18 protein-coding genes are annotated in these 24,900 nt (G+C 70.1%); 7 read left to right on the plus strand and 11 right to left on the minus strand.

Annotation, left to right across the window (positions count from 1 at the left end):
• Window positions 1–10 precede the first annotated feature (10 nt).
• The 5 genes from J5V16_RS06465 to nrdR form a co-directional block, all read right to left on the minus strand.
• Window positions 11–835, minus strand: a complete 825-nt coding sequence (locus tag J5V16_RS06465) for an alpha/beta fold hydrolase (RefSeq protein ID WP_208495265.1) — start codon at window positions 833–835, stop codon at window positions 11–13.
• 82 nt (window positions 836–917) lie between these two features.
• Window positions 918–1,499 carry a TetR/AcrR family transcriptional regulator gene (locus tag J5V16_RS06470; RefSeq protein ID WP_208495266.1) on the minus strand — a complete coding sequence of 194 codons (582 nt, stop codon included), beginning with the start codon at window positions 1,497–1,499 and terminating at the stop codon, window positions 918–920.
• Between the two features lie 76 nt (window positions 1,500–1,575).
• A complete protein-coding gene (locus tag J5V16_RS06475; protein ID WP_208495267.1) occupies window positions 1,576–2,832 on the minus strand; it encodes an Hsp70 family protein in 1,257 nt (418 codons plus the stop codon).
• Between the two features lie 162 nt (window positions 2,833–2,994).
• The gene (locus J5V16_RS06480; protein WP_208495268.1) at window positions 2,995–7,014 is read right to left on the minus strand and encodes a vitamin B12-dependent ribonucleotide reductase; all 4,020 of its coding nucleotides are present in this window, start codon (window positions 7,012–7,014) and stop codon (window positions 2,995–2,997) included.
• Window positions 7,015–7,075: 61 nt separating this feature from the next.
• A complete protein-coding gene (nrdR, locus tag J5V16_RS06485) occupies window positions 7,076–7,552 on the minus strand; it encodes a transcriptional regulator NrdR (protein ID WP_208495269.1) in 477 nt (158 codons plus the stop codon).
• Window positions 7,553–7,956: 404 nt separating this feature from the next.
• On the opposite strand from nrdR, the gene lexA reads away from it, so the two are divergent.
• Window positions 7,957–8,613, plus strand: coding sequence for a transcriptional repressor LexA (gene lexA, locus J5V16_RS06490; protein WP_208495270.1), 657 nt, complete (start codon window positions 7,957–7,959; stop codon window positions 8,611–8,613).
• A gap of 114 nt (window positions 8,614–8,727) precedes the next feature.
• Here the strand turns inward: lexA and J5V16_RS06495 are convergent, their stop codons facing one another.
• Both J5V16_RS06495 and hflX read right to left on the minus strand, forming a co-directional pair.
• The gene (locus J5V16_RS06495; RefSeq protein WP_208495271.1) at window positions 8,728–10,464 is read right to left on the minus strand and encodes a hypothetical protein; all 1,737 of its coding nucleotides are present in this window, start codon (window positions 10,462–10,464) and stop codon (window positions 8,728–8,730) included.
• Window positions 10,465–10,535: 71 nt separating this feature from the next.
• Window positions 10,536–11,936, minus strand: a complete 1,401-nt coding sequence (gene hflX / locus J5V16_RS06500) for a GTPase HflX (RefSeq protein WP_208495272.1) — start codon at window positions 11,934–11,936, stop codon at window positions 10,536–10,538.
• A gap of 273 nt (window positions 11,937–12,209) precedes the next feature.
• On the opposite strand from hflX, the gene J5V16_RS06505 reads away from it, so the two are divergent.
• The gene (locus tag J5V16_RS06505; RefSeq protein WP_208495273.1) at window positions 12,210–13,598 is read left to right on the plus strand and encodes an NAD-dependent malic enzyme; all 1,389 of its coding nucleotides are present in this window, start codon (window positions 12,210–12,212) and stop codon (window positions 13,596–13,598) included.
• A gap of 194 nt (window positions 13,599–13,792) precedes the next feature.
• Here the strand turns inward: J5V16_RS06505 and dapF are convergent, their stop codons facing one another.
• Window positions 13,793–14,575 carry a diaminopimelate epimerase gene (gene dapF, locus J5V16_RS06510; RefSeq protein WP_408612387.1) on the minus strand — a complete coding sequence of 261 codons (783 nt, stop codon included), beginning with the start codon at window positions 14,573–14,575 and terminating at the stop codon, window positions 13,793–13,795.
• A 50-nt stretch (window positions 14,576–14,625) separates the two neighbouring features.
• Between dapF and J5V16_RS06515 the strand changes: the two genes are divergently transcribed.
• On the plus strand, window positions 14,626–15,738 hold the full coding sequence (locus tag J5V16_RS06515) for a nicotinate-nucleotide--dimethylbenzimidazole phosphoribosyltransferase (protein WP_208495275.1): 1,113 nt from the start codon (window positions 14,626–14,628) through the stop codon (window positions 15,736–15,738).
• Between the two features lie 104 nt (window positions 15,739–15,842).
• Here the strand turns inward: J5V16_RS06515 and J5V16_RS06520 are convergent, their stop codons facing one another.
• Window positions 15,843–16,502 carry an HAD family hydrolase gene (locus J5V16_RS06520; protein ID WP_208495276.1) on the minus strand — a complete coding sequence of 220 codons (660 nt, stop codon included), beginning with the start codon at window positions 16,500–16,502 and terminating at the stop codon, window positions 15,843–15,845.
• Window positions 16,503–16,580: 78 nt separating this feature from the next.
• On the opposite strand from J5V16_RS06520, the gene J5V16_RS06525 reads away from it, so the two are divergent.
• Together J5V16_RS06525 and J5V16_RS06530 are read left to right on the plus strand one after the other, a co-directional pair.
• The gene (locus J5V16_RS06525) at window positions 16,581–17,063 is read left to right on the plus strand and encodes an NUDIX domain-containing protein (RefSeq protein WP_208495277.1); all 483 of its coding nucleotides are present in this window, start codon (window positions 16,581–16,583) and stop codon (window positions 17,061–17,063) included.
• A gap of 10 nt (window positions 17,064–17,073) precedes the next feature.
• The gene (locus tag J5V16_RS06530; protein WP_208495278.1) at window positions 17,074–17,550 is read left to right on the plus strand and encodes an NUDIX domain-containing protein; all 477 of its coding nucleotides are present in this window, start codon (window positions 17,074–17,076) and stop codon (window positions 17,548–17,550) included.
• Here the strand turns inward: J5V16_RS06530 and J5V16_RS06535 are convergent.
• A complete protein-coding gene (locus J5V16_RS06535; RefSeq protein ID WP_208495279.1) occupies window positions 17,547–19,400 on the minus strand; it encodes a pectinesterase family protein in 1,854 nt (617 codons plus the stop codon). The two genes, J5V16_RS06530 and J5V16_RS06535, sit on opposite strands and share 4 nt — an antisense overlap.
• Window positions 19,401–19,605: 205 nt before the next feature.
• Window positions 19,606–22,059, minus strand: a complete 2,454-nt coding sequence (locus tag J5V16_RS06540) for a glycoside hydrolase family 2 protein (RefSeq protein ID WP_208495280.1) — start codon at window positions 22,057–22,059, stop codon at window positions 19,606–19,608.
• Between the two features lie 230 nt (window positions 22,060–22,289).
• Between J5V16_RS06540 and J5V16_RS06545 the strand changes: the two genes are divergently transcribed.
• Both J5V16_RS06545 and J5V16_RS06550 read left to right on the plus strand, forming a co-directional pair.
• Window positions 22,290–23,339, plus strand: a complete 1,050-nt coding sequence (locus J5V16_RS06545; protein WP_208495281.1) for a LacI family DNA-binding transcriptional regulator — start codon at window positions 22,290–22,292, stop codon at window positions 23,337–23,339.
• Window positions 23,340–23,461: 122 nt separating this feature from the next.
• Window positions 23,462–24,871, plus strand: coding sequence for a cellulase family glycosylhydrolase (locus tag J5V16_RS06550; protein ID WP_208495282.1), 1,410 nt, complete (start codon window positions 23,462–23,464; stop codon window positions 24,869–24,871).
• Window positions 24,872–24,900: the final 29 nt, after the last annotated feature.

Consider the following 24,900-nt stretch of genomic DNA (forward strand, 5'->3'; position numbering starts at 1 on the left):
TTTCGTTTCGCTACTGCCCCAAGAACTCCCGCACCCGGAAGCTGACGGCCGGGTTGAGCAGCACCTTGCGGTGGCCCAGGCCCGTGGTCGCCATGAGCGCGGCGTTCGGCCACCCGTCGGCGAGGGTCTGCCCGTGGCGGAACGGGTTCGGGCGGTCGCCCTTGTCGTGGACGATGAGCACCGGGGCGTCGAGTTCGACGCCGCGCAGCGAGAAGTCGTCGAGCTTGATCCCCGACTTGGCCTCCCCCAAGGGCACGAGCCGCTCGAAGATGCGCGGGCCGACCGGCACGATCGCGCCGATGGTGTCGCGGAAGCCCTCTTGGCCGCCGATGAACGGCGCGAGCATCGCGAAGCGCACCGCGGCGGTGTCGACGCCGCTCTGGATCAGGCCGTGGACCGAGCTGAGCGCGCCCATCGAGTGCGCCACAACAGCGTGAGGCGCCCCGAACTTCTCCACCACGACGTTCATCGCCTCGATGAGGTGCAGGCCGTTCGCGTGCCGCTCGCCCCACGGGCCGGGCCCGGCGTTGCCGTGGCTCGGCGCGTCGAAGGCGACCACGCGGTACCCGGAGGCGACCAGGTTCGCCGCGATGAACTTGAAGTCGCCGGTCGAGCCGCCCCAGCCGTGCACGAGGTAGACGAGAGGGCCGTTGCCCCAGTCGAAGCCCCACACGGTGGAGCCGAGGCATTCGAGCTCGAACACGTGCGCGCCGGCCGGGGCCTCGCCGCGCAGGCGCTTCTCGGGCCCCGCCGGGAGGCGGAACCACAGCTCGCACAGGACCTTCGCGGCCCGGTCGGGCGCGACGCGCTCGGCCGCGGCGAAGCCAGACCGCACATACCACGGAGCACGAACGGTCGTGCTTTTCTTTTTCGCCACGGGGGCTTGGGCAGTGGACGCCATGGGTCGGCCTTCCTGGTCAGCTCTGGAGACTGTCGATCAGTCGGTTGAACGCCGTCCACGCGCGGTCGGCGGCGTCGGGATAGGACAGGATGCGGCTCATCCAGTTGTAGGACAACAGGATGCCGAACACCTCCTGTGCCACCTGGAAGACGTCGGTGTCTTCGGGGAACTCGCCCTGGGACACCGCCGTGGCGGCGATCCGGGCCAGCGAGTCGAGCAGGTCGCGCTGCTCCGAGGCCATGAAGTCGTGCAGCGGCCCCGGCAGGTCGTCGAACTCGGCGGCGGCGGCCAGGAACAGGCAGCCGCCCGGATGCGAGTACCACTGCATCCAGTACTCGACGATGGCCTGCAGCCGGGCGATCCCGCGCGGCTTCGCGAGCGCGGGCCGGATCACCTCGTCGATGAACTGCTCCCCGTTGCGCTGCATGCAGGCCAGCTGCAGCGCCTCCTTCGACTTGAAGTGCGCGTACAGTCCCGACTTCGACATGTCAGCCGCGGCGGCCAGCGAGCCGATGGTCAGCCCGGACAGCCCCGAGTAGCGGGCCATCCGGACCGCTTCGTCGAGGATCGCCTGCCTCGTCATCTCGCCTTTGCGCACGAGCTAAAAATAGCACGATCGTGCTGGAAACTCCACGGCGAACGCCGGGGCCTTGCGCCGGCTCACACAATCGGCGCTAAACGTCGCAGTCGCTCGCCTCGCCGCTGTACGAGAACGTCACCGAGACCGACTCCGACAGCGCCCGCGTCGACCCCGGCTCGGGCGACTGGTCGATGATCTCGCAGTCCTCGTGCGACCAGTCGAAGACGCCGCGCTGCTCCCCCGTCTGCTCGACGCCCGCGAACCCCGCCTCCTCCACGGCCCGGTGCGCCTCCGCGGTCGACATCCCGACCACGTTCGGCACCGAACCGATCGGCGCGCTCTCCGTCGTCGGGTCCGACTCGGACGGGGCCTCGTCCTCGACCGGGTCTTCCGGACCGAGCTCGGTCTCGTCCGGCGTGGGCGACTCCGAGGGGGTCGCGCTGGCCTCCTCGGACGCGGTCTCACTCGGCTCGGCGGACGCGTCCGCGAGGGTCTCCGAAGTCGCGGCGGCGGCGGTGCTCTCGTCGGCGGCGACATCGTCCCCGGCGGAGTCGCCATCGCCGAGCTGGGACCCGAACGCGGCGCCGGCGCCCACGACGACCAGGAGCGCGGCGGTCAGCACGACTGCGCGGCCCTGGCCGCGGCGGCGCGGCGGCGCCTCCTGCTCGTCGACGAACGGCAGCTCGCGGGTCGCCACCGGCGCTGCTTCCGCAAGGAGGACTTTGGCATTGGGGGCGGCGAGCACCGGTTCGACGCCGAAACGGCGGCGCAGCGTCGTGGCCGCTAGCGGCGTGCGGGCCGCGCCGCCGGCCATGAGCAGGCCCGCGAGCTCGGCAGGATGGACGCCCGCCTCGGCGAGGGTCTCCTCCATGACGTCAGCGGTCGACTCGACCAGCTCGCCGACGCGGGACTCGAACTCCTCGCGCGTGAGCGGCATCTTGATGTCGGCCTCGGGCAGGGTGATCACGGTGAAGTCGCGCTCGGAGAGCTCTTCGCGCGCCCGCGTGATCTTCTCGAGCAGCCGCGCGCGCAGCTGCCGGTCGGCGGCCTCGGCGGGGTCGGCGATGCGGGACCAGAGGCGGACGCCCGCGTCCGGGTGGCGGCCCGAGAGGTAGGCGAGGAGCAGGCCGTCGAACTCGGCGCCGCCGATGGGCTCGGTGCGCTCGGCGATGACGACGACATCGCCTTCCACGCGGCGGACGACGGCGGCGTGGAACGAGGACCGGCCGAGCCGGTAGACCGCGAAGGCGGCGCCGGAGGCGAGGGGTCCTCCGGTCGCACTGCCGAGACTTGCCGCGGCGGCCCCGGGGTCGATCCGGACCGGTGATGCGGCCGGGGGGACGTTGTGCATAGACCCGAGTCTATGACCGAGGCACCTGACGCCTTCGACCCGTCTTGATCTGTTTTGAGGGCCTTACGCTGCGCGATCGATACTTTCGCGAATCGGACGCGGGGCACGGAAAGCGGCGGGGCCGGGGGTCGAAACCCCCGGCCCCGCCTCACTGTCGGCGAGCTAGCTGCAACCGCTCGTGGCCCCGCAGCCCTCGCAGGCGTAGCAGGAGCCGGCCGGGCGCATCTTGGTGCCGCAGTTCATGCACAGCGGCGCGTCGGCGCTCCGGGCCTGCGCCGAGTGGAGGAGGTCCTTGCGGGACTTCTTCGACTCGATCTGGACCCGCTCGGCGACGGCCTCCTCGATCGGGGCGGACGCGCGCAGGGCGTCGAGGTCGACCTCGTGCACCTTCGCGGGGTCGTCCCCGTTCAGCTCGGCGGTGCGCTCGGCGGTGGTGAGGATGCCGAGCGCGGCGCGCTCCTCGTACGGCAGGTAGTCCAGCGCCAGGCGGCGGAAGATGTAGTCCACCAGCGACGAGGCCATGCGGATGTCCGGGTCGTCGGTCATGCCCGCCGGCTCGAAGCGCATGTTGGTGAACTTCTCGACGTACTTCTCAAGCGGCACACCGTACTGCAGCGCGATCGAGATCGACACCGACAGCGCGTCCATGACGCCCGCGAGGGTCGAGCCCTGCTTCGACATCTTGAGGAAGACCTCGCCGAGGCCGTCGTCCGGGTAGGACGAGGAGGTCATGTACCCCTCCGCGCCGCCGACCGAGAACGAGATCGTCTGGGACGGGCGCTTCTTCGGCAGCTTGCGGCGGACCGGGCCGTGGGTCGCGACCGTCTCGATGGCCTTCTCCACGGCCTCCTCGACCGCCTGCTCGACTTCCTTCTTCTTGGCGGACAGCGGCTGCCCGACCTTGCAGTTGTCGCGGTAGATCGCGAGCGCCTTGAGGCCGAGCTTCCAGCCCTGGTAGTAGACCTCTTCGACGTCTTCGACGGTGGCCGACTCAGGCAGGTTCACGGTCTTCGAGATGGCACCGGACAGGAACGGCTGCACTGCCGCCATCATGAGCACGTGGCCCATCGGCGCGATGGACCGCTCGCCCATGGCGCAGTCGAACACCGAGTAGTGCTCTTGGCGCAGCGCCGGAGCGCCGATGACGTGCCCGTGCTCGGCGATGTACGCGACGATCGCGTCGCGGTCGGCCACGTTGTAGCCCAGGCAGTCGAGTGCGCGCGGCACCGTCTGGTTGACGATCTCCATCGAGCCGCCGCCGACGAGCTTCTTGTGCTTGACGAGCGCGAGGTCAGGCTCGATTCCCGTTGTGTCGCAGTCGAGTGCGAAGGAGATTGTGCCAGTCGGAGCCAATAGACTGGCCTGCGCGTTGCGCCAGCCGTTGACCGCACCGAGCTCGTTGCCGCGCGCCCATTCGGCCTTGGCGGCCTCGATGACCGTCGCATCGACATCGCCGAACGTCTGAACGGTCTCTGCAGCTTCGGCGTGCTTGCGCATGACCCGCTGGTGCGGCTCAGCGTTGATCGCATAGCCGGCGTACGGGCCGACGACGCCCGCGATCTCCGCGGAGCGTCGGTACGAAACCGCGGTCATAAGCGCGGTGATCGCCGCGGCAAGCGCGCGGCCGTCATCGGAGTCGTACGCGTGGCCCGAAGCCATCAGCAACGCGCCCAGGTTCGAGTAGCCGATGCCGAGCTGGCGGAAGTCGCGGGTGTTGCGGCCGATGGCCTCGGTCGGGAAGTCCGCGAAGGAGATCGAGATCTCCATGGCAGTGAAGACGAACTCAACGGTCCTGGTGAACATCTCGACGTCGAACGACCCGTCCTCGCCCAGGAACTTCATCAAGTTGAGGCTCGCCAGGTTGCAGGAGGAGTCGTCGATGCTCATGTACTCCGAGCAGTTCGCGACGACGACGCCGTTTACGATGTACGAGTGGTTGCGCGGCTCGGTGAGGTTGAACGTGGTCTCGAAGCCGACGCGCTCGCGGCTGACGAGGCGCACGGTGCGGTCGGTCTCGTACCGGGTCTTGAAGTCGAGCACCGAAGCGAGCTTGGCGCGCTTGCCTTCGAGGCCGAAGCTGATCAGCGCGGCGAACTCGACCATTGACGGGCCGGAGATCCTCAGGTCGAAGAACGGGCCTTCGGAGGCGTACTCGACCTCGGTACCGTCCTTCTTCGTGTACTGGAACTTCGCGTCCTTGGTCTCCGTGCGGTAGATCCGGGCGCTGATGCCGAGCGAGCCCAGCGTCTCTTGGACGCCGAGGAGCAGTTCCTCGGACTTGCTGCCGAGCCCCACATAGCGGGTCCCGTTCGGCAGCTCGACGACGCAGCCGTCGGCGTCGAAGAGGCCTTGGAGGAAGGCGGTGAGCGTCTCCTCGTCGGCTTCCAGCATCGACGACGGGAATACCTTCTCGGCCGCGCGCCCGCTGGAGAGCCCGAGCGCCTTGAAGAACTCGCTCATGCCGGCACGCTTCGACCGCAGCTGATGTGTGCCGTTCGGCTGGACGCTGGGCTTGCTCATGTGCCCGGTCAGTCGTTCGAGGAGGCGCTGGTGGCGCGGCAGCAGCTCGCGCTGCTCGGCTTCAGTGCCGTAGACCGTGACAACGCCCTCGTCGGTGACGCAGCCGTCGCCGACGAGCCAGCCGGTGAAGTACGCCAGGTCGGCTTCGTCGTCCCACTTGCGCGGCAGGTGGAGAGCGGAATCGGCCCGCTCGGCGACGGCGACGGCCGCTTCCGGCAGCTGCGTCGTCGCGGCGGAGCGCGGCGCGTACTGGTTGGAGCGGACGACCTGGTCCTCGGGCTGCAGCTCTTCGGCGTGGACCCAGCTGCGGTTCTGCGTCCAGACCCGGTGGTTCGGGGTGCAGCGCAGGCGCGAGCCGTCGGAGAAGCGGAGCTCGACGATCTCGTTGGTGCCGGTGACCATGTACCGCACCGGGTTCGTGGCGATGACGCGGTCGGCAGGGTCGTTCTCGGCGGTGACGTCGTTGGTGAAGACCGCGAAGGTCTCGCCCTCAGCAGAGCGGCGCACGAGGTCGCCGATCGCGATGAGGCCCTTGTCGGTCACGACGCGCTGGTCGGCCGGGAAGCACGGGTTCGAGGTGCGGATGCGGTCCGTGTTCGGGTTCGTGTGCCAGTCGTTGATGGTGTCGTCGTACTGGATGCCGGGGTCGGCGCACTCCCACGCCGCCTCGGAGAGCTTCCGGAAGATCTTCCGGGCGTCCTTGCGTGCCAGCTCCTTGCCGTCGAGGCGTCCGGTCACGGCGAAGTCGCCGCCCGTCTCGAAGGCGTGCATGAACTCGTCGGAGACGCGCACCGAGTTGTTGGCGTTCTGATACTGGACGGAAACGATGTCCTTGCCGCCGAGGTCGACGTCGAAGCCGGCGTCGCGGAGGGCGCGGATCTTGTCCTCCTCGCGGGCCTTCGTCTCGATGAACTCCTCGATGTCGGGGTGGTCGACGTCGAGGATGACCATCTTCGCGGCACGGCGGGTCGCGCCGCCGGACTTGATCGTTCCGGCCGAGGCGTCCGCGCCGCGCATGAAGCTGACGGGCCCGGAGGCGTTGCCGCCGCTGGAGAGCAGCTCGGAGGAGGCGCGAATCTTCGACAGGTTCACACCCGCGCCGGAGCCGCCCTTGAAGATCAGGCCTTCCTCGCGGTACCAGTTGAGGATGGAGTCCATAGTGTCGTCGACGCTGAGCAAGAAGCAAGCGCTCACCTGCTGCGGCGCGGCCGTGCCGACGTTGAACCAGACCGGGGAGTTGAAGCTGAAGTACTGGTGGAGCAGGAGCCAGGTGAGCTCGTCGGCGAAGATCTGGGCGTCCTCGGCGGTCGCGAAGTAGCCGTTCTTGTCGCCGGCGGCGTGGTAGGTCTGCACGACGCGGTCGATGACCTGCTTGAGGCTCTGCTCGCGCTGCGGGGTGCCGAGGGCGCCGCGGAAGTACTTCGAGGTGACGATCTGGGTGGCGTTGATGCTCCAGAACTCGGGGAACTCGACGCCGCGCTGCTCGAAGTTGATCGAGCCGTCGCGCCAGTTGGTCATGACGACGTCGCGGGACTCCCATTCGACTTCGTCGTACGGGTGCACCCCCGGGGTGGTGAAGACGCGTTCGACCTTGAGGCCGCCTTCGGGTGCCTTTGCGTCGGCCTTCTTCGTTGCTGTCCTGGCGTTCGTGGTCTTCGGCATGTTCCTCGCCCCTGTCTGCTCATGCCTGGTCATGGGAATCGGATGGGTGTGCTTGCGGTGCTCAGGGATTGGCGGTGGCGCTGTTTCGAGCGGCGTGCTCCTCGCGCAGCTGCGCGATGGCGGCCTCGAAGTCCTCGAGGGACTCGAAGTCCTGGTAGACGCTGGCGAAGCGGAGGTACGCGACCTCGTCGAGGCGACGGAGCGGCTTGAGGATGGCCAGGCCCACTTCGTGGGCGGGCACCTCGGCCACGCCCTTGGAGCGGATCTCGTCTTCGACGGCCTGGGCCAGCTTCGCCACGTCGTCGGCGTCGACCGGGCGGCCCTGGCAGGCCTTGAGGACGCCGGAGGCGACCTTCCCGCGCCTGAACGGCTCGGTGGCGCCGCTGCGCTTGACCACCGCCAGGATCGATTCCTCGACCGTGGTGAAGCGCTTCTCGCACTGCTGGCAGACCCGGCGGCGGCGGATGATCTTCCCGTCCTCGGCCTCGCGGGAATCGACTACGCGGCTGTCGGGATGGCGACAGTACGGGCAACGCATCTCGCTAGTCTCCTTACTCTGGCCATCGTCTCGCAGCGGTCCGACATTCCGGTTGGGGTTCCGCTCCGCCAGTGGCCGTGCTTGGGAGGAAGAGTCCGCCCCTCACCGTTCCGACAGGTGGTGAAACCCCAACACCTAGTGAGTGACGATATAGCAAACCACAAGATCTTGTGCCAAGGATAGCGCAGAACGCGGTGTCGATCACGGAGTGGAGTTCGGGGCGGGCCTCAGTCAACCAGCGTTGGCAGGACTATCGTTCACCCGTACGGGTGAACCTGGGTCAAAACACATTCCAAGCAGCGCGGCGACACGCCGGTGTCGCACGAATGTTTGACTTGACACAGCACCTGAGTTACATTGTCGGAATCAGACATACCGTCCCATTTGTCTAACGGGAGCCTCCTGTGGCTAGCGAGACCACAACAGCCCGACCGAAAACGCGCAAGCTCACGCGTCGGCAGCAGCAAGTCCTCGAGTACATCGAGGAGTTCATCAACAACAAGGGATACCCCCCGAGCGTCCGGGAGATCGGCGCCGAAGTCGGGCTCGCCTCGGCCTCGTCCGTCGCCTACCAGATGAAGCAGCTCGAGCGGAAGGGCTACCTCAACCGCCTGGCCGGTCGGCCGCGCGCGGTCGGCGTCCGCCAGTCCACCCCGGGCGGCGTGCAGACCTGCTCGCAGCACCCGCGGCCGCGCTACGTGCCGATGGTCGGCGAGATCGCCGCCGGGCAGCCGATCCTGGCCGAGGAGCGCGACTACGACGTCATGCCCCTGCCGGCCGAGTTCGTCGGCGAAGGCGTGCACTTCCTCCTGCGCGTCAAGGGCGACTCGATGGTCGAAGCGGCCATCACCGACGGCGACTGGGTGGTCGTGCGCCAGCAGCCCGACGCCCTGAACGGCGAGATCGTGGCCGCCATGATCGACGGCGAGGCGACGGTCAAGACCTGGAAGCGCAAGAACGGCAAGCCGTGGCTGCTCCCGGCCAACTCCCTGTACGAACCGATCGACGCCTCAGAGGCCGAGATCCTCGGCCGCGTCGTGGCCGTCCTCCGGAAGATCTAGCTCCGCCGCCTGCGGGCAGCGGTCGCACCGCAGCGCTCGGGAGCAGTGCATGACGCGCTGCTCCGGGCGCCGCAGCATGTTCAAGCAACTGTCGAACCGCCCTCGAGAGTGCTTCTAGCGCCCTCGGCCGTACGTCGCGCCGCCGCCCTCGGGCGGACCCCAGAACTCGTCCTCCGGCTCGCCGGAACGCTGGTTCCCAGCCCCGTAGACGCTCCCCTGAGCCGCGCCGTACGTACTCCCCTGCCCAGCGGGCGGGGTCGTCGGCCGGGCGCCGTAAACGTTCCCTGAGGGCTCCGGAGGGGCGGCCCCGAAGTTCTGGCCCGCGCCACCGTTGTCGTAGACGCTGCCCTGGCCGCCGCGCTCGAACGCGCCGTACTGCGGTTCCTCGCGGGCCGCGCCGTAGACGCTCCCCTGCCCGGCGGGCGGCGTCGCGGGGCGCGCGCCGCCGTAGACCGAGCCGGTGGACTCGGGCCGGGCCGGACTGGCGCCGTAGACGTTCCCCGACGGTTCCGAGCGGGCGCCCCCGTAGACCGAGCCGGTGGACTCGGGCCGGGCCGGGCTCGCGCCGTAGACGTTCCCCGAAGGCTCGGGGCGGGCGCCGCCGTAGACGCTGCCGGTGCCGCCGCGCGCGACCTGGCTGAGATCGGGGTCGGGCTGGCCGGCGTCGAGGCCGAGGTCGATCGGGTCGTCGTCGTAGACGCCGCCGCGGTCGTTCCCGAACGAGGACTCCTCGCGCGCGAAGCCGAGCTCCGCCGCGTCGTCCTCGCCGGCTTCGCCCTCGTTCTGCTTGCGGTACTTGCGGATGATGATGATGCCGAAGACCATCACCGCCATGCCCAGAATCGCGATGGCGGCCAGGATCTTCACGATCGTGCCCACACCCAGGTCGATGATGCGATCGACCAGGCTCGGCCCTTCCTCGGCCGCACCGCCGCCCGCGGCTTCGTCACTGGCGGCGGGTTCCTCGGCGGCCGGAGCCGCCGGGGTGTAGCGGGTGAGGGTCCCGACGGTGCCGTCGCCGTCAGCGGAGGCGAGGGTGATGAAGTTGCCGTCGGCGTCGTAGGCGATGCCCTGCGCGGTGCCCTCATCGGCGATCGGCGTGACCTGCGGAGTGCCCTCGGTCAGCGTCGTGATCACGTCGCCGTCGACGGTCCACTCGTACACGGCGCTCTCGGTGCGCAAGGCGACCTTCGACCCGTCCGCGTTGATGGCCGCGCCGGTCACCGAACCGCCCTCGGAGAGCTCGACGGTGCCGACGCTGTCCATGGGAGTGTTCTCGGTCTGGTTCTCGCCCGGCGGGTAGTAGAGGTTGGTCTGCCCGTCCGAGGCGGAGAAGAACAGCGGCTTCTTGTCCCCGGAGTCCGGGATCAGGAACGCCTCGACCTCTTCGGCCGCATCGGGGAAGACGTAGCGGTAGGCCACGTTGTTGTCGAGGTTGTCCACCTCGATCTGGTTCACCGTGATCCAGTCGCGGTCCGTCGCGCCGCCGGTGTCACCCACCCACAGGAAGCCGTTGGCGTCGAGCGCCAGCGCCTGCGGATCGCGCGGCTGGTGGTCGATGAAGACCTCGTCGGCATCCCGCGGGTTGCAGTCATCGCCGACCCGCATCACCGACAGCGTGCTGTCCTGGTTGTCAGCGGAGGAGACGATCCACCAGCCGACACCGTCGGCGGCCGCCGCGATGCCGGCTGGGCTGGCCAGCCGCGGGTCGTGCAGGTCGCACACCACTTCCCCGCCGCCCTCTTCTTGGGCGTAGACGGGGGGCGCGGCCGTGACCAGGACAGCCGCTCCGGCTGCCCCGGCGACGATCCGCGCAGGCAGGGCCAGACGGCCCACACGGCGCTCTCGCATCAGGCAAGTGTTCCAGAACACGGGGTGTACCGGCCACGCCCCCCGAAGGACATGTCCAATACCACTGGAATTCAGTCGGTTTCCAGGACGAACGCTCGCAATTCACCGGCCAACGCGTCGTCCACGCGGGCCGTGACGACGGTGCCGTCGCCGCGGTGCTCGGTCGAGAGGACCTCGCCTCGAGAGCGCAGGCGCGAGACCAGGTCGCCCCGCACGTACGGGATGCAGACGGTCAGTGTCGTGTGCGGTTGCGGCAGAGCCTGTTCGATGGCGGCGCGGAGCTTGTCGATGCCTTCGCCGGAGTGGGCGGAGACGAAGACCGCGTCGGGCCAGTCGGAGCGCAGCTGCAGGACGTCGTCGGGCGCGACCAGGTCGAGCTTGTTGACGACCACGAGTTCCGGGATCTCCTCGGCGCCGACCTCGGCGAGCACCTCGCGGACCGCTTCAGCCTGGCCGAGCGGGTCGGGGTGCGAGCCGTCGATGACGTGGACGATGAGGTCCGCTTCCGCGACCTCCTCAAGAGTGGAGCGGAAGGCCTCGACGAGCGCGTGCGGCAGATGCCGGACGAACCCGACCGTGTCGGTCACGGTGTACTCGCGGCCCTCGCTCGTGCGGGAGCGCCGCGTCGAGGTGTCGAGGGTGGCGAACAGGGCGTCCTGGACGAGGATGCCCGCGCCGGTGAGGGCGTTGAGCAGGCTCGACTTGCCCGCGTTGGTGTAACCGGCGATGGCGACGCCCGGCACGCGGTTGCGGGTGCGGGAGTCGCGCTTGGTCTCGCGGGTGACGGTGAGCTTCGCGAGTTCGCGGCGGAGCTTGGCGACCTTCGCGCGGATGCGCCGGCGGTCGGTCTCGAGCTTCGTCTCACCGGGGCCGCGGAGGCCGACGCCGCCGTTCGAGCCGCCCTGGCGGCTCATGGCGTCGCCCCAGCCGCGCAGGCGCGGCAGCAGGTATTGGAGTTGGGCGAGTTCGACCTGGGCCTTGCCCTCGGCGCTCTTCGCGTGCTGGGCGAAGATGTCGAGGATCAGGGCGGTGCGGTCGATGACCTTGACGTTGATGGCCTTCTCGAGGGCGATCAGCTGGCCCGGGGACAGCTCGCCGTCGGCGATGACCGTGTCGGCGCCGAGCGCTTCGACGGTGTCCTTGACCTCGCGGACCTTGCCGGAGCCGATGAAGGTGCCGGCGTCGGGCTTGGAGCGGCGCTGGATGAGGCCGTCGACGACCTCGGAACCGGCGGTCTCGGCGAGCTGCGCGAGCTCGGCGAGGGAGTTCTCGGCGTCGTCGATGGTGCCTTCGGTCCAGACGCCGACGAGGACGACGCGTTCGAGGCGCAGGCGGCGGTACTCGGCGTCGGTGACGTCTTCGAGTTCGGTCGAGGCGAGCCCGGCGACGCGCCTCAGCGCTTGGCGGGCTTCCAGGTCCAGCTCGCCCGTCGAGGGGGCGGCGGTGGACGGGAAGTCTTCTTGGGAGTTCATGTGCTCTTCGTGCATCACCACAAGCTTGACACGCCTGAGGGACAAGATCGAGTGATTATGGCCCCGCGCTCGCCGCGGCCCGCCGGACCCGGTCGGAGAATTGTTCTTAATGTTCATCGGCCCGGTTGTTCCATGATTCGGACCTGCGCGGACATCAGTGCTGGTCGGAGCCGTCACGCCGGGCCCGGGCGCGGGCGGGCCGGGCGCGCGCGGTGGCATGATTCAGGTGTACCGACCCTTGCGTCCACGACGTGGTGACCGATTAGGAGTGGCATGACTGCTGCGCGTCTTCCCAGTGCCGGGTTCTCGATCACGGTCCGGCTGGCCCTCTCGGCCGACCCGGGCGCGGCGGGACGCCTCGCCACCGTCGTAGGGCAGGCCGGCGCGATCGTCACCGCCCTCGACGTGGTCGCCTCCGACAACAAGCGCATGACCGTCGACCTCACGTGCGACACCTCCGACGCCGCGCACGCCGAGCAGGTCACGAACATCCTCGAGGCCATGCCGGACTTCGATGTGAAGAAGGTCTCCGACCGGACCTTCCTCGTCCACCTCGGCGGCAAGATCGAGGTCACCCCCAAGGTGCCGCTGCGCAACCGCGACGACCTGTCGATGGCGTACACGCCCGGTGTGGCCCGGGTGTGCATGGCGATCGCGGAGAACCCCGACGACGCCCGGCGGCTCACCATCAAGCGCAACACGGTCGCGGTCGTGACCGACGGGTCGGCGGTGCTCGGCCTGGGCAACATCGGCCCTGCCGCGGCGATGCCGGTCATGGAGGGCAAGGCGGCGCTGTTCAAGAAGTTCGGCGACGTCGACGCGTGGCCGGTGTGCCTGGACACGCAGGACACGGACGAGATCGTCAACATCGTGGCGGCGCTCGCGCCCACGTACGGCGGCATCAACCTCGAGGACATCGCCGCGCCGCGCTGCTTCGAGATCGAGGCGCGGCTGCGCGAGCGGCTGGACATCCCGGTGTTCCACGACGACCAGCACGGCACCGCGATCGTGGTGCTCGCGGCGCTCACCAACGCGCTGCGCGTGGTGGGCAAGGAGTTCGCGGACGTGCGGGCGACCGTGGTGGGCTGCGGCGCGGCCGGGACGGCGATCATGCGGCTGCTCGAGAAGGCCGGGATCGGCGACATCATCCCGGTGGACCGGGACGGGGCGCTGCACTCGGGCATGGAGTGCGAGAACGAGACCTGGAAGTGGCTCGGCGAGCACTTCAACAAGACGAACTACAGCGGCGACCTCTCGGGCGCGGTCGAGGGCTCTGACGTGTTCATCGGCGTGAGCGCGCCGAACATCCTCAAGGGTTCCGACGTGGCGAAGATGGCGAAGGACCCGATCGTGTTCGCGCTGGCGAACCCGGACCCGGAGATCAGCCCGACTGAGGCGGCGCGGTACGCGGCGATCGTGGCGACCGGGCGCTCGGACCAGCCGAACCAGATCAACAACGTGCTGGCGTTCCCCGGTGTCTTCCGGGGGCTGCTCGACGCGCAGGCGCGCGACTGGAACGACGACGCGGCCTTGGCGGCGGCGACGGCCATCGCCGACTGCGTCGGCGAGGAGAAGGTCAACGCGACCTACATCGTTCCGAGCGTCTTCGACCCCAACGTGGCCCCGGCAGTGGCGGCCGCGGTGAAGCAGGTCATGCGCTGAACCCGATACGCCTCGCGCCGGAATCGTGACGCGATTAACGCCCCGGAGACCACTGGTTTCCGGGGCGTTTTGTCGTACCCGGCCGCCATGATGGCGACAGCCCCTCTTGGGAGGGTGCGGGTTTGTGGACGGTATCCCTGACACGCCTCACATTCACATTTCACCAGGTCCGCCTAGCGGCGTTCGCCTTGGCGCTAAACGCGGAAGGTGCCCTCGGCGACGATCACGGCGGGGCCGGTGAGGAACAGGGTCTCGTCGGTGACCGTGATGGTGAGCGTCCCGCCCGGGACGTCCACTTTGCACACGCCGGTCCCCTGGCCCGCGTGCCGCAGCGCCACCGCGCCGACGGCGCAGGCGCCGGTGCCGCAGGAGGCCGTCTCGCCGACACCGCGCTCGTGGACGCGCATCCGCACATGCGGCGCCGTCCCGACCACGAACTCCACGTTCACGCCGTGCGGGAACACTCCCGTGTCGTAGCGCGGCTGGTGGTACAGCTCCAGCGCCTCCAGCTCCGCGTCGTCGCCGAGGTGGCACACCAGGTGCGGGTTGCCCATCGACACGGCCTGGCCGGGCCACGTGAACCCCTCGACCGAAGCCTGCGAGGTCGGCCCGAACGCGGCCGAACCCATGTCCACCCGCAGCTCATCGCCCTCGACGTGCACGGTCTTGATCCCGGCCCGCGTCGCCACGGCGACCGCCGGCCCCTCAGCGAGGCCCTTCTCGAGCAGGTAGCGCACGAAGACGCGCACGCCGTTGCCGCACATCTCGGCGATCGAGCCGTCGGCATTGCGGTAGTCCATGAACCACTCGGCCGCCGGGTCCTCCGAGGGCGCGACGCGCAGCAGCCCGTCGCCGCCGATCCCGAACCGGCGGTCGCACAACAGGGCCACCTGGGCGTCCTTCAGCGGGAGGGCGTCCTGGAGGTCGGGCACGATCACGAAGTCGTTCCCCGTGCCGTGTCCCTTGGCGAAGTCGATGGTGGTCACTAGGCAATTGTGCCCCACGGCTCCCGCGCTAGCCTTATGCCGTGACTGAGACGACCGATGCCGGGCCCCTCGCCGACCTGAAAGCGAAGTTCCCCAACGGGGTGTGGACCACGCGCGCCAACGCGCGGCTCCAGGACGCCCTCATCGAAGGAGCCGGCCTCGGCCGCCTCCAGCCCGCCGTCGGCTGGGCCGCGCGCATGCAGGCCACCGAGGCGCCCGAACCGTTCGCGTCGCCGCAGATGCTGCTGTTCGCAGGCGAGTACCCGCCCGGCTGGGACGCCGGCGACTACGCCCCCGTCGAAGAGCAGGCCGCCGCCCTGGAGAAGGGCGAAGGCGCGCTCGCCGAGCAGGCCTCGCGCGCCGGTCTGCCCGTCACGGTCGTCCGCACACCCCCGAGCGAGGGCGCCGAAGGCCCCCTCCTCGACGAGACCGAGCTGAACGAGGCCCTGCGCCTCGGCCGCGAGTCCGCCGACCGCGCGATCGACGCCGGCGCGGACCTCCTCCTCATCGCGGGCCTCGGCGCGGGCGCCGCGACCGCCTCCGTCGCCGTCTGCTCGTTCATCGCGAAGGACGACATCACCACCTACCAGCCGCAGCTGCGCGCCCCCGGCGGCACGGTCTCCGACAGCGCCTGGATGGGCCGCATCGCCGCCCTGCGCAACCACCTCGCGTTCAACCGCGGCTTCAAGCGCAGCCCCGAAGCGCTCGTCTCGCGCCTCGGCGGGGCACAGCTCGGCGCGATGGCCGCCGCGATCTTCACCGCCGCCACCCGCTCCACCGCGATCCTGATCGACGGCCCGGCCGCCATCGCCGCCATGATGATCGCCCGCGACTACGGCCTCGCCGCCCCCAAGTGGTGCTACGCGCCGAACCGCTCGGCCCACCCGGTCGTCGTCAAACTCGCCAAGCAGGGCGGTCTCGCCGACGACCTCGGATTCGACCTCGACCTCCCCGACGCCGTCGCGCTCCCCCTCGGCTGGGAGCTCCTGCAGCAGAGCCTGCGCCTCTCGCAGTCGCTCCCGATGCCCGCCAAGGAAGAACCGGAACCGGAGCCCGCCCCGGCGGCAGCCGAGGCCGCACCGGCAGAAGAGACCGCCGCCGCCACCGACCCCGCCGAGATCGAAGCGATCGAGGAGAAGTCCGCCGAAGCATGACCGGCGCTGATCCGGGCCGGCGCATGGCGGAGGCGTACCCGCCCGCCTACGGCGACGATCCTTCGCGGGCCGCGATCGACCTGCTCTCGGCGGTCGCGGGCGGCTTACGAGTTCGCAGCGTGCTTGATGGCTTCGGCGACCGAGCCGGCGATGTGGGTGGGCGCGTATTCGGTTTGAGCCCAGTCGCGGCCGAGGTGGAGCCAGACGCTGCGGAGGCCGAGGCGGTGGGCGCCGAGGATGTCGGCGTCGTCGCGGTCGCCGATCATCCAGGCACGGTTGAGCGAGGCACCGTCGAGCGAGGCGCCGACCGCTGCGGCGGCCGCATGGAAGATCCCGGGTTCGGGCTTCCGGGAGCCGACGCCTTCGCTCACCACGGTCGCGTCGACCAACTGGTCCAGCCCGGCGGCGACGACCTTCCCGGTCTGCTGCGGCACCGCGCCATTGGTGACGATGACGACCTGGTGCCCGGCTGCGCGGACCTCGCGCAGCGCTTCGGCGGTCGACGGTTCGATCCGCGCGCGCTCGCGGGCGCCGCGGCGAAGGAAGGCGATGACCTCGCCCTCTTCGAGCCCCACCGGGTACCGCTCGATGATCGCCTGCGCGACGGTCGAGCGGGTGGCGTACCCGGACGCGTCGACGCCCATCACCCAGTCGACGTCCTCGGCCGGGAGCCGATGCGCCGCAAGGAACTCCGTTACACCGAGCCGAAAGGCCCCGTCGCGGTCGATGAGCGTGTTGTCCAGGTCGATCATCACGAGCGTCATGCCCAGGATGCTACGGACCGCCCGCCGCACCGGCAAACGCGTTCCCAACCGCGGCGCGGAAACCGGTAGCGTCGCCGCATGACCGGACTCCCGCAATCGCTCCTCGACGGCTTCGCGACCTCCTACGCGGTGGTGTGCGCCTTCGCGACCGACCCCGCAGGCCGAATCCTCGTCGTCAAGCCGACCTACCGCGAGGAGTGGCAGTTCGTCGGCGGCATGGTGGACCACGGCGAGGCGCCCCACGAGGCCTGCGCGCGCGAGGTCAAGGAGGAGATCGGCATCGACCTCCCCGTGGGCGACCTGCTCGTGCTCGACTACGTCCCCGACCACGGGTTCGTCTCCGCCCCGATGACCATCTACGTCTTCGACTGCGGCACGGTCGCCGAACCTGATCTGATCCGCCTGCAGGAGAACGAGATCGAGGCCTACGACTTCCTCCCGGTCGAGGCCGCCGCAGCGAAGTTCCACCCCACCAACGGCCCCCGGGTGCGCCTCGCGGCGGGAGCCCGCCGCGCCGCGCGCACGATGTACGTGCCCCACGCCGGTCCGGTTCCCCGATAGGGTCGTCGCCATGTCTCCCAATGATTGGGTGCCGCCGCAGGAGTGGTTCGCGAGTCGCCCGAAGAACCTCGCTGCCGCATGCGCACTGTTCACCGACCCGAGCGGGCGCGTGCTGGTCGTGAAGCCGCACTACCGCGACCACTGGCTCTTCGTCGGCGGGCAGCTGGATGAGGGCGAGACCCCCGAGCAGGCGTGCCGCCGGGAGGTCAAGGAGGAGATCGGGCTCGATGTCGAGCTCGGCGATCTCCTCGTCGTGGACTGGACGCAGGCGACCGCCGAGCGGCCGTTCCCGTTGCTCGTCTTCATCTTCGACGGCGGGACGCTCGATCCGGAGCAGATCCGGCTCGACCGCGATGAACTCGTCGAGTTCCGCTTCCTCCCGGCCGACGAGGCGCGGCGGCTCCTGTCCGTCAACGGGCAGCGGCGGATGCCGGTCGCGCTCGAAGCCAAGCGGACCGGCACCACGATGTACCGCTCGAACGGCTAGAGCGGCGGCTCGCTGATCTCGTCGGGCCAGGTGATCTCCCCGAGATCAGGGTCGCGGTGGAGGCCTTCGAAGGCGCCGTGCATGAGGTGGCGGCGGGCGGCCGCCTTGGCGACCAGGCGGGCGACCTCGATCGCGCCCAGGGCCTGGAAATGCGTGTTGTCCTGGACGCCGTCCGGGTAGTTCGCGTGGCCGGGGTCGATCCACAGGAAGTAGTCCTTGGTGCCCTCCTCGCCCAGCTGGCCCCAGAGGGCGAGGCTCGCGGCCTGGAGGTCGAGCAGCGGCACGCCCTCCGCTTCGGCCAAGGCGCGCATGGCCTCCGGGTACTCCCCCAGTGTCTCGACGGGCTTGCCGTCCTTGAAGCGGCGGCGTTCGACCGAGGTCACCAGGACCGGGGTCGCGCGGTGGAGGCGGGCGACGTCGATGTAGCCGCGCAGGTACTGCTGGTAGGACGTGTACGGGTCGGTGCCGCGGGCGGGGTCCTCGAGCTTGGCGTCGTTGTGGCCGAAGGAGATCAGGAGCCAGTCGCCGGGCCGTATCTGCGCCGCGATCGCGTCGAGCACGCCCTTGTCCGTGTGGCTCTTGGAGCTCGCGCCCGACCAGGCGCGGTTGTCCACGGCGGCATAGCGAGTGGTGAAGACCTCCAGCGCCTGGCCCCAGCCCGCCCGCGGCGAGCGCCGCGAAGCGTACGTCGAGGCGGTCGAGTCGCCCGCGATGAAGATCGTGCAGTCGCGGGTCTTCGGCGCGGGCGCGAGCGGCGCGTCCTGCGGGGTCCAGTCGCCCAAGTAGGCCTCCGTGGTGTGTGCTGCCGCTTCGTCGTCGCTGAGTTGGCGCGGCCGGGTCGCCGGGTCGACGATCGCCGCGCCCGGGCCGATGTTCGCGTATTCGGCGTATCGCTGGTCCTGCCAGGGATGACCGCTGCTCATGACCGTGTAGGGCGCTGCGGCGTCGATGCCGGGACCGAGCCAGCTGTCGCGGATGGTCAGGGACGGCCAGGCGGTCGGGTTCGAGCCGGGGACCCACGGCCGTGAGAGCTTGTACTCGGCGTCGCCCGCGGCCGAGGTCACGCGGCAGCCGGTGGCCAAGTAGCCGTGTTCGAACTCGCGCGATGTCGAAGGCGCCCAGGGCATGCCCTTCGGGGTGAAGGTCACGTCCCGTTCGACGCAGTGGATCTCGCAGCGGTCGAAGACCGCCGTGCCGCGCCCGAAGATGAAGTCGACGTCGCCTTCGATGTGGCAGTGCCGGTAGTACTGGCGCGCCGCCACGGCCACCGCCGAGCTGTCGGCGTACAGCGTGTCCTGGTGGCCGAGGAAGCGGCAGTGGTAGAACGCCGAGCGGTCGCCGCGCACGCGGCAGGCGACGGCCTGGGTGCCGCTCATGCCGGGGTGGTCGGCGCGGAGCCAGTCGTTCGAGAAGGTGACGGCGCGGGCGGTGAAGCCGGCGCCGTCGAGCTTCACCGTGGCGGAACCGGCGGTGCCGACAGTGGTGCCGTCCGGGTTGAGCGTGCCCGCGGCGAGGTCGAAGACGATCACGACGTCGCGCGGGTCGTCGGTCGCGCCGACGAACGTGAGGCCGGTCTGCGCGGCCGTGACCTGCACGAGCTCGCGATAGGTGCCCGCGGCGATGACGACCGTTGAGCCGGGCGCGGCGGCGGAGACGGCGGCCTGCACCGTCGTGTGGTCGCCGCGGCCTCCTGGGTGGACGTAGAGGGTGTCGGCGCTGAGGCGGTCGTCCGGCGCGCCGTAGCGGCCGAATGGACCCCGGTGCGCTTGGGCCGCAGCGGGAACGGCAGCGGCGGCGGCCGTGGCGGCGCCTGCGGCGAGGAAGAGGCGGCGCGAGAGCGGAGGGGCCATGGCGACTGCTTTCGGGAGGGAGGGACAGCGCTTACCTCGCACACGGTAACCGATTGCCTCATTATATTCAAGTCTTTCGATGGACTTGCCGGCTCGCAACGCCGAACGGCCCCGCGAGACGCGGGGCCGTTGCAGCGCGCCGCTGGGACTCGGCTCCTTCGCGGTCATCCTCGGTCCCACCGGTCCGCCCGCGCGCCCGGTCCGGTCAGTCGTTGACGGCCCGCAGGACGGGCTTCGCGGTCAGCGCCTGCCGGAGTTCGGGCGAGGCGGCGATGGCATCGCTGGTGACGGTGAAGGTCGCGTGCTCGCCGGGGAGGAGCGTGATGAGGGCCTTGTCGACCAGCGCGTCAGGGTCGAGCCGGTCGGCGAAGAGGCACAGGTCGCGCAGGACGCTCTCGGCGTGGACGGTGACGGCGACCCCGCCCTCGGCCACGGCGACCTCGGTCGTGCACCGGGCCTTCGGCCAGTCCATGTCCTTGTCCTCCTTGGTGAACCAGGCCGCGCGCGGGAAATCCTCGCGGCCGGTCACCAGGAATTCGCCGTCCTTGGGGATCGCGCCGGGTTCGAGTTCGAGCACGGCGGTGTCGCGCGCGTCGATCTCCAGCTGCACGAGCGCGCGGCCGATGATGCGGCCTTCGGGGTTGCACTTCCAGAAGCCGATCACGCCGTTCCAGGCTTCGGCGGCGTCGTTGACGACGACCATGTTCAGGCCGTCGCCGTGGGGCTGGAAGGTCACCAAGCGCTCGGCGAAGGCGTCCCGCAGCGCGTACCAGAGCGGTTTGAGCCGCTCTTCGCCGTCGATCGCGGCCCAGGAGGTGACGGGCCAGCAGTCGTTGAGCTGCCACACGATCGCGCCGGTGCAGTATGGCTGGAGGGAGCGGAAGCGCTCGAGGCCGAGGCGGATCGCGCGGGCCTGGTTGACCTGCGTGTAGTACAGCCAGTCGTCGAAGTCGCGCACGGGCGGCAGGTGGGCGTCGAGGCCGCGCTGGAGCTTGGCCTGACCGTTCTGGGCCTTCTGGTGCCAGAGCATCGCGGCGCTGTCGGCGGTGAGGGGGTCGTCGGTGACCATGCGCCGCACCGTGGCCCAGGTGGGCGGGGCCTGGTAGCCGAACTCGGCGACGAAGCGCGGCTTCCAGTCGCGGTAGTGCGTGTAGTCGAGCTCGTTCCAGACGTCCCAGATGTGGACGGTGCCGTGCGCCTGCTCGTTCGGGTGCAGTTCGCGCGTGCCGGAGTAGGGGCTGCCGGGCCAGTACGGTCGGGTGCCGTCCACTTCGGCCACGAGCTTGGGGAGGAGGTCGTGGTAGTACCCGGCACCCCAGGTGCGGTCGCCGAGGCGGTCCTGCCAGTTCCAGTCGTGCCAGCCCCAGAGGTTCTCGTTGTTGCCCGTCCAGGTGACCAGGCTCGGATGCGGGGCGAGGCGGGCGAGGTTGTCGCGTGCCTCGGCCTCCACTTCGGACCAGAAGGGCGCTTCCTCGGGGTAGGCGGCGCACGCGAACGCGAAGTCCTGGCCCACGAGGAGGCCGAGCCCGTCGCAGATCCGGTAGAAGGCCTCGGACTCGTACACACCGCCGCCCCACACGCGGATGTAGTTGACCCCGGCCGCGACCGCTTGGCGCAGGCGCCGTTCGATGCGCGCGGGGTCGATGCGTCCGGACATCGCCTCGTCGGGGATCCAGTTGACGCCCTTGATCCAGACCGGTTCGCCGTTCACCTTCAGGCGGTACGGGCGGCCGTCCGCGTCGGGCTCGGTGTCGAGTTCGACGGTGCGGAAGCCGATCCGGCGTTCCCACGAGTCGAGCACCTCGTCGCCGGCGACGACGGCGACCGTCGCCTCGTACAGCGTCCGTCGGCCGTAGCCGTGCGGGCGCCACCGCTCCGGCGCGTCGACTTCGAGCCGCACGGTCGCGGTGTCGCTCCCTGCGGGGACCTGGACGTTCGCCTCCGCGACGAAGTGCCCGTCGCCGGAGGCCGAGTTCCGTCCGATGGCGCACTCGAGGACGACACCGGTCTCGGCGGCCCTCTTCAGGCGCACCTCGAGTTCGACGACGCCGATTCCGTCCTCAAGGGAGACTCGCGGCACGACCTCCTCGATGCGTGCGGTGTCCCAGCACTCCAAGCGCACCGGCCGCCAGATCCCGGCGCCCGCGAGGTTCGGGCCCCAGTCCCAGCCGAAGTCGCAGGCGGCCTTGCGGATGAAGTTGCCGGGCTCGGGGTAGGCGTTCGGCCGGTCGCCGAGCCGGTCCCGCTGCGCCTCGGCGTACGTGTACGGGGCCGTGAAGTGGACCTCGAGTTCGTTGGCGCCCTGGCGGATCGCGTCGCGCGTGTCGAAGCGGTAGCGGCGGTGCATGTTCGCGGTCTCGCCGAGGACGGTGCCGTTGAGGCTCACCCGGGCCACGGTGTCGAGCCCGTCGAAGACCAGGTCGATCCCGTCCCAGTCGCCTTGGTGGTCGAACGAGGTCCGGTAGGTCCAGTCGCTGCGGCCGACCCAGGCCAGGTCGCGCTCGGCCCCGTCCGTGTAGGGGTCGCTGATGAGCCCGGCGGCCAGCAGGTCGGCCACCACTTCGCCGGGCACGGCCGCCGGCGTCGCGGTGACGGCCACCGGGGCACCGGGGTCACCGGTGACGGTCCAGTCCTCGTGCAGGGTTCGCTTGGCGCTCAAAGAGACTCCTATGCGTTGGTCGACGGCGGGGCGCAGTGCGCCGCGCACCGGTCGGGCTCGTGCCTTGCCGCCCGAGAGGTCACCGCCCATGATGCCGCGCCGGTGCCGCCAGGAACTGGCGACGAGTAGCTTAACCGGATAAGCAGGCCGTACGCTACAGTCGGGGCACCGGCGGCCGGCGGCGCATCCCTTGCGCGACCGTGCCCGCAGCACACCTGAGAGGACCACCGATGGCCAGGCGAGTCACCATCGCCGACATCGCCGCCGCGGCGGGCGTGTCGAAGGGCGCGGTCTCCTACGCCCTCAACGGAAGGCCCGGCGTCTCCGAGGCCACGCGCACGAAGATCCTCGCCATCGCCGCCGAGATGGGGTTCGTCCCCAATCGCGCCGCCCGCTCCCTCTCGGTCTCCTCCGCGCAGACCGTCGGCATCGCCCTGCGCCGCCCCGCCCGGACCATCGGCATCGAGCCGTACTTCATGGAGCTCATCAGCGGCATCGAAGCGACCCTCTCGGGCGGGTCCTTCGGACTGACCCTGCAGATCGTGGGCACGGTCCAGGAGGAGCTCGAGGTCTACCGGCGCTGGTGGGCCGAGCGGCGCGTCGACGGGGTCTTCCTGTGCGACCTCGGCACCAGCGACCTGCGGCTCGACTTCGTCGCCGACCTCGGCCTCCCCGCCGTCGCCGTGGGCGGCCCGGTCGAGGGCGCGCGGTTCCCCGCCGTCTGGCACGACGACGTCGAGCCGAGCCGCGACATCCTCGAGTACCTGTACACCCTGGGCCACCGGCGCGTCGCCCGCATCGCGGGCATCCCCGGCCTCCTGCACACCGCGATCCGCGACGAGGCCTGCGCGGAGACCGCGGCCGGCCTCGACTTCGAGTCCGCCACCATGGTCCACAGCGACTACACCGGCGAGCAGGGCGCGCAGATCACAAGACGGCTGCTCAGCTCCGCCAACCGCCCCACCGCGATCGTCTACGACAACGACGTCATGGCCGTGGCCGGCCTCGGCGTCGCCCACGAGCTCGGCCTCGAGATCCCCGAGCAGCTCTCCCTCGTCGCCTGGGACGACTCGCCGCTGTGCCGCCTCACCCACCCCGCCCTCACCTCGCTCACCCGGGACATCCCCGCCTACGGCGCCAAGTGCGCCGAAGTGCTCCTGACGCTGATCGGCGCGGCCGAGGCGAGCGCGCCCCCGGGCCCCGAGGCCCGCGCTTTCTCGGTTCAGTGCAAGCCCGCCCAGCTGTCCCCGCGCGGCTCGACGGGTCCCGCCCTCGTCTGAACTGCGGTGCGCCGCAGCCCAATTCGGAACACGTCTTGAACCCCACCCATATTTATGATTCTCTATGTTGAGGTGTTGATTAACCGCTTCACCTGCAACCCGGATCTACAGATGGGATCGACATGGAACACGGCACCCCCGACGCCGCCCCGGCACGGCGTCGAACGCCCGGTCGCCGCCGCATGCGCAAGTGGCTCATGGCCGTCGCCGCCGCGCTCGCCGTCGTCTTCGCGGGCGTCTGGCAGCTCGTCCCCGCGGGCGCGCAGCAGGCCGGCGGCTTCTCGATCGACGGCACACAGCTCATCGACGCCAACGGCAACCCGTTCATCATGCGCGGCTCCACCCACCCCGACGTCTGGTACCAGGGCGAGTTCGCGAGCTTCGGCGAGATCTCCGACCTCGGCGCCAACACCGTCCGCGTCGTCCTCGGCTCGGGCCAGCGCAACTGGGGCGTCACCAGCGCCGCCCGCGTGCAGCAGATCGTCGACGAGTGCAAGGCGCAGCGCCTCATCTGCGTCCTCGAAGTCCACGACACCACCGGCTATGGCGAGGAGGCGGGCGCGGCCACCCTCGACCAGGCCGTCACCTACTGGGAGGGCCTGTACTCCGTCCTCGAGGGCGAAGAGGCCTACGTGCTCATCAACATCGGCAACGAGCCGATCGGCAACACCAACCCGGCGCAGTGGACGCAGGCGACGGTGAACGCCGTGGACCGCATGCGCGACATCGGCTTCGAGCACACCCTCGTCGTGGACGCGCCGAACTGGGGCCAGGACTGGACCAACACCATGCGGGCCAACGCCCCCACGGTCGCGGCGGCCGACCCGCTCGGCAACACCCTGTTCTCGGTGCACATGTACCAGGTGTACAGCTCCCCGCAGACCGTCATCGACTACTTCGACGCGTTCGAGGCGATGAATCTGCCGCTCATCGTCGGCGAGTACGCCGACACCCACCAGGGCTCCACGGTCGCGTGGGAGACCATCCAGTCCGAGGCGCACCAGCGCGGCATCGGCTGGATCGCGTGGTCGTACTCGGGCAACTCGGACCCGATCCTCGACCAGGTGCTCAGCTTCGACCCGAACCAGATGACCACTTACGGCCAGCGGGTCTTCGACTCCACCTACGGCATCGGGAACACCGCCGAGCGCGCCACGGTCTACGGCGACGACCCCGACCCGACCACCCCGACCTCGAGCCCCACCGAGAACCCGACCACGGGCGGTCCGACCGAGGGCGACTGCACCGCGAAGATCACCGTGGTCAGCTCCTGGAGCGGCGGCTGGCAGGGGAACGTCAGCATCACCGCCGACCAGGGCGCGGTCGACGGCTGGCGGCTGACCTGGACGTGGGCCGGGGCCACCCGGATCACCAGCAGCTGGAACGCCGACCTGACGGCCTCGGGCGCGGACGTCACCGCGGAGGACGTGGGCTGGAACGCCGCCGTCGCCGGCGGCCAGAGCCGCGAGGTCTTCGGGTTCATCGCCTCCAGTCCGACCGGCACCCCGGTTGTGACCTGCGAATCCATCTAGTAGTGCGGAGATGAGCGACGGGCGGCGGA

It is taken from the genome of Glycomyces niveus (assembly GCF_017592475.1).
GTDB classification, from domain to species: domain Bacteria; phylum Actinomycetota; class Actinomycetes; order Mycobacteriales; family Micromonosporaceae; genus Glycomyces; species Glycomyces niveus.

Bases quoted from the DNA above. Each gene is read 5' to 3' on its own strand.
- J5V16_RS06550 (WP_208495282.1), top strand. From the start codon at position 23,462: ATGGAACACGGCACCCCCGACGCCGCCCCGGCACGGCGTCGAACGCCC.
- J5V16_RS06525 (WP_208495277.1), top strand. From the start codon at position 16,581: ATGACCGGACTCCCGCAATCGCTCCTCGACGGCTTCGCGACCTCCTAC.
- nrdR (WP_208495269.1), bottom strand. From the start codon at position 7,552: ATGCGTTGCCCGTACTGTCGCCATCCCGACAGCCGCGTAGTCGATTCC.
- J5V16_RS06520 (WP_208495276.1), bottom strand. From the start codon at position 16,502: ATGACGCTCGTGATGATCGACCTGGACAACACGCTCATCGACCGCGAC.
- J5V16_RS06530 (WP_208495278.1), top strand. From the start codon at position 17,074: ATGTCTCCCAATGATTGGGTGCCGCCGCAGGAGTGGTTCGCGAGTCGC.
- J5V16_RS06480 (WP_208495268.1), bottom strand. From the start codon at position 7,014: ATGCCGAAGACCACGAACGCCAGGACAGCAACGAAGAAGGCCGACGCA.
- J5V16_RS06495 (WP_208495271.1), bottom strand. From the start codon at position 10,464: ATGCGAGAGCGCCGTGTGGGCCGTCTGGCCCTGCCTGCGCGGATCGTC.
- hflX (WP_208495272.1), bottom strand. From the start codon at position 11,936: ATGAACTCCCAAGAAGACTTCCCGTCCACCGCCGCCCCCTCGACGGGC.
- J5V16_RS06505 (WP_208495273.1), top strand. From the start codon at position 12,210: ATGACTGCTGCGCGTCTTCCCAGTGCCGGGTTCTCGATCACGGTCCGG.
- J5V16_RS06545 (WP_208495281.1), top strand. From the start codon at position 22,290: ATGGCCAGGCGAGTCACCATCGCCGACATCGCCGCCGCGGCGGGCGTG.
- J5V16_RS06475 (WP_208495267.1), bottom strand. From the start codon at position 2,832: ATGCACAACGTCCCCCCGGCCGCATCACCGGTCCGGATCGACCCCGGG.
- J5V16_RS06535 (WP_208495279.1), bottom strand. From the start codon at position 19,400: ATGGCCCCTCCGCTCTCGCGCCGCCTCTTCCTCGCCGCAGGCGCCGCC.